This window comes from Asanoa ferruginea, from assembly GCF_003387075.1.
In the GTDB taxonomy this organism is placed as follows: Bacteria; Actinomycetota; Actinomycetes; order Mycobacteriales; family Micromonosporaceae; genus Asanoa; species Asanoa ferruginea.
On record NZ_QUMQ01000001.1, the window covers coordinates 5,207,173 to 5,222,160 of the forward strand.

At 72.8% G+C, this 14,988-nt stretch carries 13 protein-coding genes; 11 read left to right on the plus strand and 2 right to left on the minus strand.

Features of this window, described 5'->3' with window-relative positions; all coding sequences use genetic code 11:
- Positions 1–178 precede the first annotated feature (178 nt).
- Entirely contained in the window at positions 179–721 is a 543-nt protein-coding gene (locus DFJ67_RS24485; RefSeq protein WP_170215951.1) for a lamin tail domain-containing protein, read from the minus strand.
- Positions 722–940: 219 nt separating this feature from the next.
- On the opposite strand from DFJ67_RS24485, the gene DFJ67_RS24490 reads away from it, so the two are divergent.
- The 4 genes from DFJ67_RS24490 to DFJ67_RS24505 are packed head-to-tail and all read left to right on the plus strand — an operon-like array spanning position 941 to position 4,362.
- Complete coding sequence (locus DFJ67_RS24490) at positions 941–2,134, plus strand: cytochrome P450 (protein ID WP_116070152.1); 1,194 nt, start codon at positions 941–943, stop codon at positions 2,132–2,134.
- Positions 2,134–3,399 carry a 3-phosphoshikimate 1-carboxyvinyltransferase gene (gene aroA / locus DFJ67_RS24495; RefSeq protein ID WP_116070153.1) on the plus strand — a complete coding sequence of 422 codons (1,266 nt, stop codon included), beginning with the start codon at positions 2,134–2,136 and terminating at the stop codon, positions 3,397–3,399. The genes DFJ67_RS24490 and aroA overlap by 1 nt, the downstream gene beginning before the upstream one ends.
- A 10-nt stretch (positions 3,400–3,409) precedes the next feature.
- Positions 3,410–3,961, plus strand: a complete 552-nt coding sequence (locus DFJ67_RS24500) for a YciI family protein (protein ID WP_116070154.1) — start codon at positions 3,410–3,412, stop codon at positions 3,959–3,961.
- Positions 3,962–3,972: 11 nt separating this feature from the next.
- Positions 3,973–4,362 (plus strand): ankyrin repeat domain-containing protein, encoded by a 390-nt coding sequence (locus DFJ67_RS24505; RefSeq protein WP_116070155.1) that lies wholly within the window; start codon positions 3,973–3,975, stop codon positions 4,360–4,362.
- On the opposite strand, the gene DFJ67_RS24510 is transcribed toward DFJ67_RS24505, so the two are convergent.
- On the minus strand, positions 4,350–7,322 hold the full coding sequence (locus DFJ67_RS24510) for an AfsR/SARP family transcriptional regulator (protein WP_203783206.1): 2,973 nt from the start codon (positions 7,320–7,322) through the stop codon (positions 4,350–4,352). The two genes, DFJ67_RS24505 and DFJ67_RS24510, sit on opposite strands and share 13 nt — an antisense overlap.
- 83 nt (positions 7,323–7,405) lie before the next feature.
- Between DFJ67_RS24510 and DFJ67_RS24515 the strand changes: the two genes are divergently transcribed.
- From DFJ67_RS24515 to DFJ67_RS24545, 7 genes are all read left to right on the plus strand, one after another.
- Positions 7,406–7,735: a hypothetical protein gene (locus DFJ67_RS24515; protein ID WP_116070156.1), complete on the plus strand. Its 330-nt coding sequence runs from the start codon at positions 7,406–7,408 to the stop codon at positions 7,733–7,735.
- 8 nt (positions 7,736–7,743) lie between these two features.
- On the plus strand, positions 7,744–8,319 hold the full coding sequence (locus tag DFJ67_RS24520; RefSeq protein WP_116070157.1) for a hypothetical protein: 576 nt from the start codon (positions 7,744–7,746) through the stop codon (positions 8,317–8,319).
- A complete protein-coding gene (locus DFJ67_RS24525) occupies positions 8,316–9,248 on the plus strand; it encodes an NAD-dependent epimerase/dehydratase family protein (protein ID WP_116070158.1) in 933 nt (310 codons plus the stop codon). The genes DFJ67_RS24520 and DFJ67_RS24525 overlap by 4 nt, the downstream gene beginning before the upstream one ends.
- Entirely contained in the window at positions 9,245–9,931 is a 687-nt protein-coding gene (locus DFJ67_RS24530) for a DUF4386 family protein (protein ID WP_170215952.1), read from the plus strand. Before DFJ67_RS24525 ends, DFJ67_RS24530 begins: the two co-directional genes overlap by 4 nt.
- Complete coding sequence (locus DFJ67_RS24535; RefSeq protein ID WP_147315587.1) at positions 9,931–10,842, plus strand: excinuclease ABC subunit UvrC; 912 nt, start codon at positions 9,931–9,933, stop codon at positions 10,840–10,842. Before DFJ67_RS24530 ends, DFJ67_RS24535 begins: the two co-directional genes overlap by 1 nt.
- A gap of 45 nt (positions 10,843–10,887) precedes the next feature.
- Positions 10,888–12,129: an ROK family protein gene (locus DFJ67_RS24540; protein WP_116070161.1), complete on the plus strand. Its 1,242-nt coding sequence runs from the start codon at positions 10,888–10,890 to the stop codon at positions 12,127–12,129.
- Between the two features lie 147 nt (positions 12,130–12,276).
- Positions 12,277–14,976 carry a glycoside hydrolase family 38 N-terminal domain-containing protein gene (locus DFJ67_RS24545; protein ID WP_116070162.1) on the plus strand — a complete coding sequence of 900 codons (2,700 nt, stop codon included), beginning with the start codon at positions 12,277–12,279 and terminating at the stop codon, positions 14,974–14,976.
- Positions 14,977–14,988: the final 12 nt, after the last annotated feature.

The following is a 14,988-nucleotide window of genomic DNA, read 5'->3' on the forward strand; positions in this document are numbered from 1 at the left end:
CGCGTTTCCCCTCCCGACGGTGGCGGGTCGATCGGCCCGCGACAGGAGACTCGCGTGGCCCGCTATCTCCGAGCCATCCGGACGCCTCGCCGCGATAGATCCGCGACCGGGGGATCTCACGGCGAAGGGCTCCCGGCGGCTTTCGCCGACCAGGAGCCCTTCGCCGCACTGTTCGGTGCTAGCAGGCGACGCGGATGCGGCCGTTCTGCTGGCGGTAGCCGCACGAGTCGATCGCCCGGCTGCGGGGGCCACTCAGGACGGCGACGTCGCCGTTGTTGTTCCAGACGTAGTTGCGGCTGTTCCAGTGGACCGTGTTGCCGGAGTTGCGGCCCGGCCCGGTCAGCAGCCGGACCCGGCCGCCGTCGCCGTCGATCCAGGTGTTGCCGAACGTGTAGACGCGACCGGCCTGGTCTTCGATCGTGTAGCCGCGCAGGTTCACCGGCCGCTGTCCGTTGTTGACGATGGACACCCACTCGGCGTTGAGGCTCGCGTTGCTGCGGTCGTCGCGGCCGGGCGAGTCGTATTGGATGGCCGAGATCTGCAACTGCGACGGCGGGGGCGTGTGCGGGCGGGAGTGCGGCCGGTTCCCGCCGTGCGACGGCCCGCCGGGGCCGCCAGGGCCGCCGGGCCCGTGGGGTCCGGCCGAGGCGGGCGCGGCGCCGATGGCCACGGCGCCGAGAGCGATCAGGGAAGCAGAGACGATGCCGACGATCCTGCGCACGGTTTTCCTCCGGAAAATCCTGGGTGGAACGGGTAGGGCCAGGACAGTTACCGACATTTAGCTGGGAATCAGGAGGAAAACGCACGGGCGATTTGCACCTTAAGTCGTTTTCATCCTATTGCGTTAGCCGGAAAGGGCATGGTCACCTGTCCACCCGGCCAGCCGGGGTAGGCCGTTGGGCATGATTGCTAGGCATCCGCAGCCAGGGGAGGCCACAGGATGGATCATGAGTCCGCGCTGATGTCGCTGTTCCAGCCCGAGGGACGACTGGATCCCTATCCCGCCTACGACGCGATCCGCGAGCACGCCGGAATCTTCCAGGCGCTCGACGGCCGCTGGTTCGTCACCACCCACGCACTCACCAGCCGCCTGCTGCGCGACTCGAGCCTGCGGGTCGCCGACGCCGCCGACTACGACCGGACCTGGGCTGACTGGCGGGAGAACCGCGGTGTCGCCTCGGTCGTGCTGTCGATGCTGCAAACCAACCCGCCGGACCACACCCGGGTACGCCGCGCGGCCGCCGCCACCTTCACCGCCCGCCGGGTCGCCGCCCTTCGCGACGTCATCGCGGCCCAGGTCGAAGAACTGATCGAGGCACTGCCGGCGCGTACGGAGTTCATGAACGCGTTCGCGTACCCGTTGCCGATCGGGGTGATCTGCGCTCTGCTCGGCATCCCGGAGGCCGACCGGCCGTGGTTCCGGCAGCGCGCCGCCGACCTGACCGTGGTGCTCGAGCCGATCAGCACCGAGGAGGAGATGCACCGCGCCGACCTGGCCGGCCGCGACCTCGAGGACTATTTCATCGGCCTGATCGCCGACCGGCAGCGGGCGCCGCGCGAAGACCTGACCAGCGCCCTCGTCGCGACGGCGGGCGACACCGGGCTGACCGGCGCCGAACTGCTGGCCAACCTCGTGCTGCTGCTGGTCGCCGGCTTCGAGACCACTACCAACCTGCTCGGCACCGGCCTGCGGATCCTGCTCGACCACCCGGAGCAGGCCGACCGGCTGCGCGCCGATGCCGACCTCGCGCCCGCGTTCGTCGAGGAGATGCTGCGCTACGACTCGCCGGTGCAACTGACCTCGCGGTTCACCGCCGGCCCGGTGGATCTCGGCGACGACGGACAGATCCCCGGTGGCGAGATGCTGACGCTGCTGCTCGGTTCGGCCAACCGCGACCCGGCCCGCTATCCCGATCCGCACCGCTTCGACCCGGACCGGCCGAGCATCCAACCGGTCTCGTTCGGCGGCGGCGCGCACTATTGCCTCGGCGCGCCGCTGGCCCGGCTCGAGGCCCAGGTCGCGTTCCCGCTGCTGCTCACCATGCTGCCGGGGCTGAGCCTGGCCGGCCCGGCCGAGCGCCGTGACCGCCTGGTGCTGCGCGGCTATGCCACCCTGCCCGTCAGCACCGGCTGATGGCACACTTCGGAGCCGTGCCCGACTTCATCGCCGTCGCCCCGCTGACCGCACCGCTCGACGCGACCGTGCGTCCGCCGGGCTCGAAGAGCATCACCAACCGGGCGCTGCTGTGCGCCGCGCTGGCGCCGGGCACCTCGACGCTCACCGGCGCCCTGTTCGCCGACGACACCCGGGCGATGCTGGGCGCGATCGCCGCGCTCGGCGCCACGGTCGAGGCCGACCCGGCGGCCGCGACGGTCACCGTGGCCGGGGTGGATCCGCGCGCCGGCCGGTCCGACGCCGTGGTCGACGCCCGCTACTCCGGCACCACGTCGCGGTTCATCCTGCCGGCGGCCGCACTGCGGCCCGGCCGCACGGTGGTCGACGGCACGCCGCAGTTGCGGGCCCGCCCGTTCGGGCCGGTGCTCGACGCCCTGCGCGACCTCGGCGCTCTCGTATCAGCGAATGGCTTCCTGCCAGCGACGGTCAGCGGCCCGTTGCGGGGCGGACCGGTCCGGCTCAGCGGCCACATCTCCAGCCAGTTCCTGTCCGGGCTGCTGATGGCCGGCCCGCTGATGACCGACGGCCTGTCCGTCGAGCTCACGTCCCCGCTGGTGTCGGTGCCCTACGTGGAGATGACCAAGGCGGTCATGGCGGCCTTCGGGGTCACCGTCGACGGGCTCGAGGTGGCGCCCGGCTCCTACCGCGCGACCGACTACGCCGTGGAGCCCGACGCGAGCGCGGCGTCCTACTTCCTGGGCGCGGCCGCGATCGCCGGCGGCACGGTGACCGTGCGCGGCCTCGGCACCGGCAGCCTGCAGGGTGACGTCGGCTTCGCCGACGTGCTCGAGCGGATGGGCGCCAAGGTCTCCCGGACGGCCGACTCGCTGACGGTCAGCGGCGGAGGCACCCTGACCGGCGTCGACGTCGACATGGCTGACATCTCGGATACGGCCCAGACGCTGGCCGCGGTCGCCGTGTTCGCCGATTCGCCGACCCGGGTGCGCGGGATCGGCTTCATCCGCGGCAAGGAGACCAACCGGGTCGCCGCGGTGGTGACCGAGTTGCGCCGGGCCGGCATCGACGCCGTGGAAGACGCCGACGGCTTCACGATCCATCCGGGCCCGCCGCGACCGACCCGCTTCGCGACGTACGATGATCATCGGATGGCGATGAGCCTGTCGCTGCTGGGCCTGCGCGCGCCGGGCATCGAGATCGCCGACCCGGGTTGCGTCGCCAAGACCTACCCGGACTTCTTCTCGGCACTTGCCGCGCTGTCCTGAGAGAGTTGGCATGGAGTTCTTCGTCTACCACCGCGACCGGGCCGGCTCGGTGCCGCTGCGCGAGAAGCTCGCGGAAGCGCACTGGTCCTACATGGACGGTTTCGCGGAGCAACTGATCGCCCGCGGCCCGACCTTCCACGCCGACGGCGAGACCCCGAGCGGCAGCGTGCACATCGTCGACCTGCCCAATCCGGCCGCGGCCCGGGCGTTCGCGCTCGACGAGCCCAACAACCAGGCCGGGGTCTACACGCCCGACGTGCTGGTCCGCCGGTGGCGCAACACGCTGGGCCGCACGATGTGGGAGTTCACCGGCGACCGCACCGAGGGCACCCACTACCTGGTGCTCGGTCACGGCCAGGGTCCGGCCGCCGACCTGACGCCGCCGGCCGACCAGGGCCGGCTGATCGCCTACGGCCCGCTGCTGGCCTACGACGGCACCACCTGGCTCGGCACGGCGGCGCTGCTCCACGCGGCGAACACGGAAGAGGCGCGCGCGGTGCTCACCACCGACCGCTACGCAGACGTCGAGGTGCACAGCTGGACCTTCGGCGGGCGGCGGTAACCAGGGCCGCCGTGAAGAAGAAAAGCTTGCTGGCGGCCGTGCGGAGCGGAGACGCGGCGGCTGTCACTGCTTGCCTGCGCCGCGGAGCGGACCCCAACGCGGCCAACAGTGAGGGCTCGACGCCGCTCTACCACGCGTCCGTGCACGGCGCGGTCGACCTGGTGCGGCTGCTGCTCGCCGCCGGCGCCGCGCCGGACACCGAGAGTGGGCACGGCGAGGAAGGAACGCCGCTGTGCGCCGCGGCGGCCTGGGGACACACCGAGGTCGTCCGGGAACTTCTGGCCCACGGCGCGGACCCGAACCTTCGTGAGGACCACGGAACCGGCTACTCCCCGATGGAGTGGGCCTCCCGTGGCAACCACCTCGCGACTGTCGAATTGCTCCTGCTTCACGTGAGCTGAGCGCGGGCCAGCCTGGCGTCGAGCCGGTCGACGTCGTCGATGACGTGTTGGACCGCGGTGGCCAGGTCGTCGGCGGTGTCCAGGATGCGTCGAGCCGTGCCGAGGTCACCGCTGTCGGCCGCCACCCGGGCAAGTGCGTCCAGGGTGAGCACCTCGGCCTCGCGGTCGCCGGCTTCGCGGGCCTCGGCGAGCACGGCCTCCAGCGCGTCGCGATCCGCTGCCAGCGCCGCGAGCAGGCAGCGGGTGAGCAGGGCGCCCTCGCCGCCGCCGGACGCGCGATACCAGCGGTCGTTCTGTTCGAGGAGCGACCGGGCGCTGTCGTGGTCGCCGGCCGCGCGCCGCAGCCGGGCCTGGTGCACCCGCGCGGTCGCCGCGACGCGCGGGTCGCCGCTGGTGTTGGCGGCCGCGATCGCCCGGTCGAGGGTGTCGACGGCGGCAGCGTCGTCGCCGGCCCGCTGCTGGACGCGGCCGAGCGTGGTCAGGTGCAGCGCCGCCTGGCCGAGGAAACCGAGCCGCTCGGACGCCGCCGCGGCCCGGGACAGCGACCGGGCCGCGTCGTCGAAACGGTGCTCGGCCTGCGCGATGGCGCCGAGCATGGCTTCGCCGTGCACCTGGCCCCAGGAGTCACCGATCGGGGCCAGCAGGTCGAGCGCCTCGTTCGCGGCAGCGGTGGCCCGGTCGGTGTCGCCCAGCATGATCGACCCGTACGCGGCCAGCAGCAGGCTCGCCGCCGTCTCCCAGGCCAGCCCCTGATAGCCGGCCAGGCTCGCGGTGGCCAGGTCGATGACGTCGCGCGGGCGGCCCTGCTGGATCCGCAGGAAGGCCAGGTGCCGTTGGGCGTCGGCGCGGAGCCGGTCATCCGCCAACCCGGTCGCGAGCCGCAGCGCACTGTCCAGATCGGACTCCGCCCGCGCCACGTCGCCGGCGGAGGCCTCCAGCCAGCCGGCCAGCAGCAGGCCCGTCGCCCGCTCCCGTGGTGTGGTGGGCGCTGATTCCAGGGCGCCGCGGACGCGGGTCGCGCCGGCCACGCCGTCGCCGAGGACCACCCAGGTCCAGCCGAATCCGTTGGCGATCCGCACCCCGAGCGGCGGGTCGTGCATGGCGGTCCAGGCCAGGGCGGCGTCGATGTTGGCGCGTTCGGCCCGCACCAGTGCGACGCACGCCGGCTGGTCGGCGCCGCGCACGGTGGCCGCGCACCGGTCGGCCGCCCCGGCGAACCACCGGGCGTGGGCAGCGGCCGCGTCGTCGTGCGCCCCGGCCGCGCGGAGGCGGTCGTGTGCGAACGCGCGGATGCTGTCCAGCAGGCGGTAGCGGACCGCACCCTCGCCGGTCACCTCGACGCTGACCAGCGACCGGGCCACGAGCCGGTCGGCAACGTCCACAGCGGACGCTTCCGGGACGCCCAGCGCACCCAGCACATGCTCGGCCCCGGCCAGCGGGGCGCCGTCGGCAAAGCAGGACAGGGCCCAGAGCCCGCGCTGGTCGTCGGGGAACAACAGGTCGTAGCTCCAGCCGATCGCCGCGGCCAGGGCGCGCCGGCGTTCCGGGCGCCGGCTGGTCGGGTCGCGCAACAGCACGAACCGGTCGTCGAGCCGGCGGGCGATCTCGCGTACGGACAGCGACCGCACCCGGGCCGCGGCGAGCTCGATGGCCAGCGGCAGGCCGTCGAGCGACCGGCAGACCTCCTCGACGGTGGCGGCGGTGTCGGCGTCGAGCACGAACTGGCGGCGGGTCTCGGTGGCCCGTGCGGCGAACAGCGCGGTCGAGTCGGCGATCGACAGTGGTTCGAGGGCATAGACCGCCTCGCCGTCGATCCCCAGTGGAACCTGGCTCGTCGCCAGCACCCGCAGGTCGGTGGACGCATCGAGCAGGCGCCCGGCCAGCTCGGCCACGGCGTCGACAACATGCTCGCAGTTGTCGAGCAGCAGCACGGTCGGTGCGCCGGAGAACCGTTCGACCAGGGTCACCGCGCCGCCGGCGAGGTGCAGCGTCTCGGCGACCGCCTGGGGGAGTGACGTGGTGGCGTCGGTCGCGTCGAGGCGCACGAGCCAGACGCCACTCGGAGCGTCGAGCCGGCGGGCCACCTCGATCGCGGTGCGGCTCTTGCCGACGCCGGCCGGGCCGACCAGCGTCACCAGCCGCCGGTCGCGCAGGAGCCCGTCGAGCGCGTCGAGTTCGGCGCCGCGGCCGACCAGCGGCGCGGTCAACCCGGGCAGGTTGCCCACGCTCGGCTTGTGACCGAGGGCGGGGCTCTGGCGCAGCACTTGCCGTTCCAGTGCGCGCAGGTCGGGTCCGGGCTCGACGGCCAACTCGTCGACGAGCACCTGACGGACCCGGGCGTACGCCGCCAGCGCGTCGGCCTGCCGCCCGGCCCGGTAGAGCGCGGTGATCAGCGAGGCCCACAGTCCTTCGCGCAGCGGATGCCGGTCGACGAGTCCCTCGAGCTCGCCGATCACGTCGCCGCCGGTGCCCAGGTCGACCCGCGCGGCGAGGTGGTCCTCGAGGAGCCCGAGGCGGATCTCCTCCAGCCGCACCCGGTGTGGCACGAGCCAGTCGCCGGCCGGCAGGTCGCCGCGAAACAGCGCCAGCCCGCGCGCGGCGAGGTCCAGGGCCGCCCGGGCGTCGCCGGACCGCCGTGCGTCACCGGCCGCTGCGGCCAGCCCGACGACGTGCAGCGCGTCGACAGTCTCCGGCTCGACGCACAGGGTGTAACCGCCGTTGCCGCTGACGACCAGGTCGGCATCGCCGAGTGCCCGGCGGAGCTGGGACACCTTGGACTGCAACGTGTTCCTGCCGGCGTCGAGGCCCCAGAGATCTTCGATCAAGCGGTCGGTGCGCACCACCCGTCCCGCGTCGAGGGCGAGCCGGACGAGCACCTCGGTGGTCTTGCCCGACGGCAACGGCAGGCGTACGCCATCGCGGTGGATCTCGACCGGGCCCAGCACCGCCACAGTGAGCATTTCGCGAGCCTATGCCCGGTCCCGGCGCGGTGCCGTCAGATCGTCGTCAGCGCATCGTCAGCGCCCACGCCGACAGTGCTCCTATGCCCGATGACATCGAGAACCTGGTCCGCCGGCTGGTGGGCGGCGACAGCACGGTCGCCCCGGAGCTTCTCGACCTGGCCAAGACGGACAATTCGCCAATATTGCTGGTCGCCGCCGCGCTCGTCGCCGGCGCGCCCGGCGACCTGCTCACCCGTGCGACGGCCAGCGCCGCCACGACCCGGGACCGCCAACTCGTCGCCATCGCCACGGCCCACCTCGACGGCGACGAGGACCGCCTCGACGGGTTCGTCCGCGACCACCTCGCCGAGCATCCCGACAACGTGCTCGTGGCCTGGATCGCCGCACAGCACATCGACCCGCAGCGTTAGGAGCGATCATGCGAGACCTCGCGATCAGACAGCAACGGCAGACCACCGTGGTGCTGCGGTGGCTGGTGTCCTTCCTCGGCTTCCCGCTCGGCGGCTTCCTCGCCGACCTGCTCTTCGGCCCCGTCGACGGCCCGCTACCGGCCGTCCTAGGTGGACTGATCACCGGCGCGGTCCTCGGCGCGGCGCAGGCGTGGGCGCTCGGCCGGAACCGGCCGTCCCCGGTCGCCTGGATCGTGGCCACCGCGCTCGGACTCGCGGTCGGCCTCTCCATCGGCGCCGCCGCGGTCGGCTACGAGAGCACCCTCACCGCGCTCGCCATCCAGGGCGTCATCTCCGGAGCGGCCGTCGGTGCCGCACAGGCGGTCCTGCTCTGGCCGCGCCTGGGCCGACTGGCCCTTCTCTGGCCCGTCGCGCTGGCCGCCAGCTGGGCGCTGGGTTGGATGATCACCACCTCGATCGGCGTGCTGGTCAACGAGCAGTTCACCGTGTTCGGTTCCAGCGGCGCGATCGTCGTCACCGCCCTCACCGCGGTGCTCCCGCTGGCCCTCAACCGCGCCGCCGCGGCACAGGCGAGCCGGGCATGACCCGCCACGTCGTGTTCGGGACCGGCCAGGTCGGCCGCCCGCTCGTCGAGCAACTCGTCCGCCAGGGCAGCAAGGTCGTGGCGGTCAACCGCAGCGGCCGCGCCGACCTGCCCGGCGCCGAGGTGGTCGGCGGTGACGCCACCGACCCGTCCTTCACGACCCGGGTCGCCGCCGGCGCCGGCGCGGTCTACTTCTGCCTCAACGCGCCGAATTACGACCGCTGGACCGACGAGTTCCCGCCGCTGCAACGGGGTGTGCTCGCCGGCGCCCGGGCGGCGGGTGCCCGCCTCGTGGTGCTCGACAACCTTTACGCCTACGGCCTGACCGGCGGCGCCGACCTCGTCGAGACCCTCGGGGCCAACCCGACCTCGGCGAAGTCGGCCACCCGGGCGGCGATGACCGAGGAACTGCTGGCCGCGCACCGGGCCGGCGACGTCGAGGTCGTCATCGGGCGGGCCTCGGACTATTTCGGCCCGGGGACTACCCGATCGGCGCTCGGCGAGACCGTCTTCGGCACGGCGCTGACCGGGCGCACCGCTCAGGTCATGGGCGATCCGGACCAGCCGCACAGCTACTCGTACACCCGGGATGTGGCCGCTGGGCTCATCGCTCTGGCCACCCGACCCGGCGCCACCGGATCGATCTGGCACCTGCCGATCGCCGAAACCCGCACCACCCGGCAGGTCGTCGACCACGTCTACCGGCTTGCCGGCCACCGGCCGCGCAGCTTCGCGGCCGGCCGCACGACGCTGCGGCTGCTCGGCGTCGCCAAGCCGGCGATGCGCGAATACCTGCACACGCTCTACCAGTTCACCGACCGATGGGTCGTCGACGACACCAGGTTCCGCACCACGTTCGGCGACCACACCACCCCGCTCGACGACGCACTTGCCGCCACCCTCGCCTGGTATCGGAAGGAAACCCGATGAACAGACTCGTCGCCGCGTTGATGGCCTCGGCCGCCGCGCTCGCCATCGCCGGCTTCACCGCGCTCGGCTCCGTCTTCGACTATCCCGGGATCCTCAAGGAGCCCACCGCCGAGATCCTCGCCAGCTTCCGGGCACACCAGGGCGCCGTCATGTTCTGGTTCGCCGTCCTGGTTGTCAGCGCCGCGCTGCTCGCTCCGGTCGGCCTGCTGCTCGGCCGGCTCGCCGGCGGCACCCGCGGCCGGTGGATCGCCGGCGTCGGCATCGCCGCCGCGCTCGTGCAGGTCGTCGGGCTGTCACGGTGGTTCCTGTTCGTGCCGGGCCTCAGCGCCGACGCCACGGATCCGGCCAGGACCGCCGGCGCACACCACACCTTCGAACTGCTGCACACCTGGCTGGGCGAGATCATCGGCGAGACCATCGGGTACGCGCTCACCGCGACGTTCACCATCTTGGTCGCCCGCGCGCTCGCCACGCGTTGGCTCGCCGTGCTCGGATTTGTCTCGGCAGCGCTGATCGCGACCGGGGTGCTCATCCCGCTCGGCCTCGAGGCCGCCAGCCTGTCCAACTTCGCCGGATACGTCGCCTGGTGCCTGTGGCTCATCGCCATGGCCGTCGTCCTCTGGCGCCGGGTGGAGCCACGCGTTGTAGCGTCGGCGACGGTGAGGCAGGGACAGGAGGCTTGATGCGTCGACCCGCGGCGGTGGCGACGCTGCCCGAGGAACCTGGCGTCTATCGGTTCCGGGGTGCCAACGGTCGCGTCCTCTATCTCGGCCGGGCCAGCAACCTGCGCCGCCGGGTCGCCTCCTACTGGGGCACCCTCGCCGACCGCCGGCACCTCAGGAAGATGGTGCCGGCCGTCGAGCGGATCGAGGCGATCGTCTGCGCCTCGGAACACGAGGCGGCCTGGGCCGAGCGCAACCTCCTGGAGCGGTCGCTGCCACGCTGGAACCGCACTAGAGGCGGCCAAGAGTCGCCGGTCTACCTCCTGCTCGACACGTCAGCCGCGGCTCCCGGCCTCACCTTGACGCACGAGCCCGGTGCGCGGGCCGGTGTCAGGTTGTTCGGGCCCTACCTCGGCGGCAACAAACTCCGCTTGGCGGTGTCGGCGCTGCACCGCGTGTATCCGCTCCACTACGCGGGCACCGGGCTCACCGGCTCCGGGCGGGAAATGGGCCGGCTGCGCCGGGTCGACGCGGACAGCAGGGTGGAGTTGACGGCGGCCATCGTCGCCGTGCTGGAGCGTGAACCCGCGGCGGCGAGCGCGTTGGGCGACGAGTTGGCCCGGCGCCGGGACGCCGCGGCCCAGGTCGAGGCGTTCGAACTCGCCGGTCGGTTGCACGAGGAGATCGCGGCAATTGCCTGGGTTGCGGCAATTCAGCGGGCAACCACGCTGGCGGCACCGGACGTCGCGTTCTCCGGCTGGTCCGACGGGATGGAACTGCGGTTCGACATCCGCGCGGGACGGCTCGACGGTTGGCGGCAGCGCGCGGTCGCCAAGCCCGGATCGGGCGCCGCGGGGCCGCCCGGCTGGGCCGAGTTCGCCCATCGCAACGCCGCCCTGGCCGCCACACTGGCGCGGCACCCGGTTCGCTGATCTGGTTGACTGTGCAGCGGCTAGCGCACGTGGGAGGACGACGAAGTGGCATGGACGGGGTCCAACCTGCCCGCGGTCGGTGAATACAACCAGACCGTCGTGCTCGACGCGATCCGCCGCCACCCCGACGGCAGCACCCGCTCGAAGCTCGCCTCCGTCACCGGCCTGAGCTCCATGACGGTCGCCAATGTCTGTCGCCGGCTGCTGGCCAGCCGCCTCATCGACGAGCACGGCACCCGGGTCAGCGGGCCCGGCAAGCCGGCAGGCATCCTGCGGCTCAACCCCGACGGCGGCTACTCGGTCGGCGTGCACATCGACCCCGCGGTCGTCACCTACGTGCTGGTCGACCTCGCGGGGGAGGTGCGCGACCACACCCGCAGCGGCACGCCCTCGGCGCAAGACCCGCGGTCGGTGATCGACGAGATGGCCCGCTCGATCGACGCGCTCATCACGACCTCAGGCGTCGACCGGTCCCGGGTGCTCGGCATCGGCATCGCCACCCCCGGCCCGGTCAACATCGAAGACGGCATCGTGCTCAACCCGCCGATGTTGCCGCACTGGCACAAGGTTCCGCTGCGGGCGGCGTTGAGCGAGGCCACCGGCCTGCCGGTGGTGCTGGAGAAGGACGTGACGGCCGCGGCCGTCGCCGAACTCTGGTACGCCGAGCCATCCGACAGTCGGGATTTCGCGTTCGTCTACTACGGCACCGGTCTGGGCACCGGCATCGCGGTCGCGGGCGAGGTCGTGCGCGGGATCAGTTCCAACGCCGGCGACCCCGGCCACATGACGGTCGACCCCAACGGGCCGGTCTGCGTCTGCGGCCGCCGGGGCTGCGTCGGCTACAGCGTCGTGCCCCGCGCGCTCGTCGAACGGGCCCAGCGCGAGGGCATCATGAGCGGCACGCTCCCGGCCGGTCCCGCCGGGATCGCCGAACTCGACGAGGCCTTCTCGCGCCTGGCGGCCATGGCCACCGGCGGTGACCAGCGCGCACACGCGGTGATCGTCGACGCGGCCCGGCAACTCGCCCGCGCGGTCGTGGTCATCGTCAACCTGCTCGACATCGAGCGCGTCATCTTCGGCGGCCCGTTCTGGTCGCGCATCGCGCCGATCGTCCTCGACGTGCTGCCCGGCGTCGTACGCGACGACCCGGCCCTGGTCCCGCCGCACGCCGTGCGGTTCACCGAGTCGGCGATCCCGGTCGACGTAGCGGCCGTCGGTGCCGCGAGCCTGGTGTTCGACAGCACGTTCTCGCCACGTGCATCAACCCTGCTTATCTCCGCGGACTAGCTTCAATCCGGCGGATCGGACTCGGTCCCAGCAGGTTCACACAACGCGGTTACGAACTCGTTGCGTCGAGTTTGAAAACATGATTTGCTAATTGCCGATCTTGCCACGGCACCCCTCCGGGCCGTCATCGAAAGGCCATCGGCACCAATGCAGAGCTACGCCGTCTTCGTCCCGCACTTCCACTGGGATCGCGAGTGGTACGAGCCGTTCCAGGTCTTCCGCCACCGTCTCGTGGAAGCGCTGGACATCGTGCTGGACACCGCGGAGCGGGACCCGGAGTTCCGCTTCACCGTGGACGGGCAGACGGCCGCGATCCTCGACTACCTGGAGATCCGGCCCGAGCGACGGCCGCAGGTGCGCAAGCTCGCCGAGGAGGGCCGGCTGGCCCTGGGCCCCTGGTACATCCTGCTCGACGAGTTCCTCTGCTCCGGCGAGACGATCGTGCGTAACCTGCGGTTCGGTTGGGCCGACGCCCAGGCGCTGGGCCGGGCGATGCCGGTCGGCTACCTCCCCGACATGTTCGGCCACGTCGCGCAGATGCCGCAGATCCTCAAGCGCGCCGGCATCGCGCACGCCGCGTTGTGGCGCGGCGTGCCGGGCAGCGTCGCCGGCCACGCGTTCACCTGGGCCGCGCCGGACGGCTCCGCGGTGCGCACCGAGTTCCTCTTCGACGGTTACGACAACGGCCTCGACGTCATCCTGGTGCCCGCCGTCATCGACCGCGCGCTCGACGACTACACGCGGATGACCGCCGAGCGGTGGGGCACCGACCCGGTGCTCGCCATGGTCGGCACCGACCACAGCGCCCCCGACCCGCGGCTCGGCGAGTGGATCAGAGCCGGTCGGGACATCCGGATCGCGACCATCGAGGAGTACGTGACCGCGCACGCCCGGGCCGAGGTCGGCGAGACCGTGCGCGGCGAACTGCGCAGCCACGTGCGCGGCAACATCCTGCCGGGCGTGCTGTCGGTGCGCGGGGAGCTCAAGCGCGCGATGGCCGCCGCCGAGCGGACCGTCGACCACGCCGAGCGCTTCCTCGCGACCTGGGGCGGCCCGGACGCGGCCGGCGAGACACCGTTCCTCGACCTGGCCTGGCGCAAGATTGTCGAGTCGTCGGCGCACGACTCGGTCGTCGGCTCCGGCACCGACGAGACGTCGGAACAGGTCGGCGCCCGGCTGGCGGAAGCCGAGCAGGCCGCCCGCGGGGTGCGTGACGGTGCCCTCGACCGCCGCGCGGCCGTCGTACCCTCGAATGCTCATCTGGTCGCGAACCCGCTGCCCTACGACCGGACGGCCGTCGTCGAGGTCGCGGCCGAACTCGCCGCCGACAGCTACGCGGCGCGAACCGGGGACGGGACGCTGCTGGCCGCCCAACCGGTCGCCGCCGCGCCGACCGTGCTCGGCGACGAGACCGTGCCAGCCGGGGAACTCGACCGGGTGCTGCGCCGGATCCACCGCCGCGAGCTGTTCGGCAAGCTGATCGACCGTTACACGCTCGACAACGGCCTGCTGGAGTTCCACCTGGCCGACGTACCCACGACGCCTGATTTCGATCTGATCGCGCTGCGGGCCGAAGTCGCCGAGGCCGCGCGACAGCACCCCGGGCCGTGGCAGGTCCGCACGCTCGCGGCGCCGGTCGTCACGGTCGCCGTGGCCGTGCCGACGCCGGCGTCCGGGTCGACGGCGATCCGCGTCGTGTCGGGAACCGCCCCGCAGAACGGCGCCGTCCGGGTCGACCGGAGCACCCTCGCCAACGGCCGGATCACCGTGACGGTCGAGCCCGACGGCACGCTCGAACTCGTCGGGGAGGACGGCACGCGGCTGACCGGCGTGGGCCGGCTCGTCGACGGCGGTGACCGCGGCGACACCTACAACTACGGGCCGCCGCGGCACGACGTGCTGGTGGAGAAGCCGACCCGGGTCACCGTCGAGGTGCTCGAGCAGGGGCCGGTGCGCGGCGGCATCCGGGTGCGGCGCGACTACGACTGGCCGGCCGCGCTCGCCGGCGACGTCGACCGCCGCTCGCCCGACACCCGCCCGGTCACCGTCGAGACGCTGGTGCGGTTGCACGCCGGCGAGCCGTTCGCCCGGGTCACCACGAGCTTCGTCAACCCGGCCGCCGACCACCGGCTGCGCTTCCATATCCCGCTCCCGGAACCGGTCACCGGCTCCGCCGCCGAGGGCCAGTTCGCGGTCACCGAGCGCGGGCTGACCAGCGAGGGCGGCTGGGGTGAGTTCCCGCTGCCGACCTTCCCGGCGTCGAGCTTCGTGACCGCCGGCCCGGCGACGGTGCTGCTCGAACACACCACGGAGTACGAAGTCGTCGCCGACGAGCTGGCGGTGACCCTGCTGCGGGCCGTCGGTGCGATCAGCGTCAACCTGCATCCGTTGCGCGACGAGCCCGCCGCACAGCACCTGCCCGCACCGGGAGCGCAGTCGCTCGGCCGCGAGGTGGCCGTGCGGCTCGCGATCCTGCCGTCGGCGCACGCCTGGCGGGGGGCTGGGGCGGTGCGCGCGGCGGAGCTGTTCCGCAACGACGCCTCGGTCCGGCGCGGCACCGCACCGGCATCGACGCCACTGCCGGTCGCCGACGCAGGGGTGCGGGTCACCGGCGCCGATGTCGCGGTCTCGGCCGTGCGCCCGGTCGACGGCGGAACCGAGATCCGGCTCGTCGCGATGGCCCCCGAGCCGGTGCGCGCCGTGCTCAGCGGGGCGTTCCAGTCGGTCGCGACAACCAACCTGCTCGGCGAGGGCGAGGGCGACCCGGTGGACCGCGCCGTGGCGGCGGGCGAGGTGGCACTGGAGCTGAGTCCGTGGGAGATCCGCACATTGCGCCTCGAGCGCTGAACTAGTCGGTGA

Coding starts and splice junctions, on each gene's coding strand:
- DFJ67_RS24520 (WP_116070157.1), top strand. CDS start 7,744: ATGCGAGACCTCGCGATCAGACAGCAACGGCAGACCACCGTGGTGCTG.
- DFJ67_RS24500 (WP_116070154.1), top strand. CDS start 3,410: ATGGAGTTCTTCGTCTACCACCGCGACCGGGCCGGCTCGGTGCCGCTG.
- aroA (WP_116070153.1), top strand. CDS start 2,134: ATGGCACACTTCGGAGCCGTGCCCGACTTCATCGCCGTCGCCCCGCTG.
- DFJ67_RS24490 (WP_116070152.1), top strand. CDS start 941: ATGGATCATGAGTCCGCGCTGATGTCGCTGTTCCAGCCCGAGGGACGA.
- DFJ67_RS24535 (WP_147315587.1), top strand. CDS start 9,931: ATGCGTCGACCCGCGGCGGTGGCGACGCTGCCCGAGGAACCTGGCGTC.
- DFJ67_RS24545 (WP_116070162.1), top strand. CDS start 12,277: ATGCAGAGCTACGCCGTCTTCGTCCCGCACTTCCACTGGGATCGCGAG.
- DFJ67_RS24515 (WP_116070156.1), top strand. CDS start 7,406: ATGCCCGATGACATCGAGAACCTGGTCCGCCGGCTGGTGGGCGGCGAC.
- DFJ67_RS24530 (WP_170215952.1), top strand. CDS start 9,245: ATGAACAGACTCGTCGCCGCGTTGATGGCCTCGGCCGCCGCGCTCGCC.
- DFJ67_RS24525 (WP_116070158.1), top strand. CDS start 8,316: ATGACCCGCCACGTCGTGTTCGGGACCGGCCAGGTCGGCCGCCCGCTC.
- DFJ67_RS24510 (WP_203783206.1), bottom strand. CDS start 7,322: ATGCTCACTGTGGCGGTGCTGGGCCCGGTCGAGATCCACCGCGATGGC.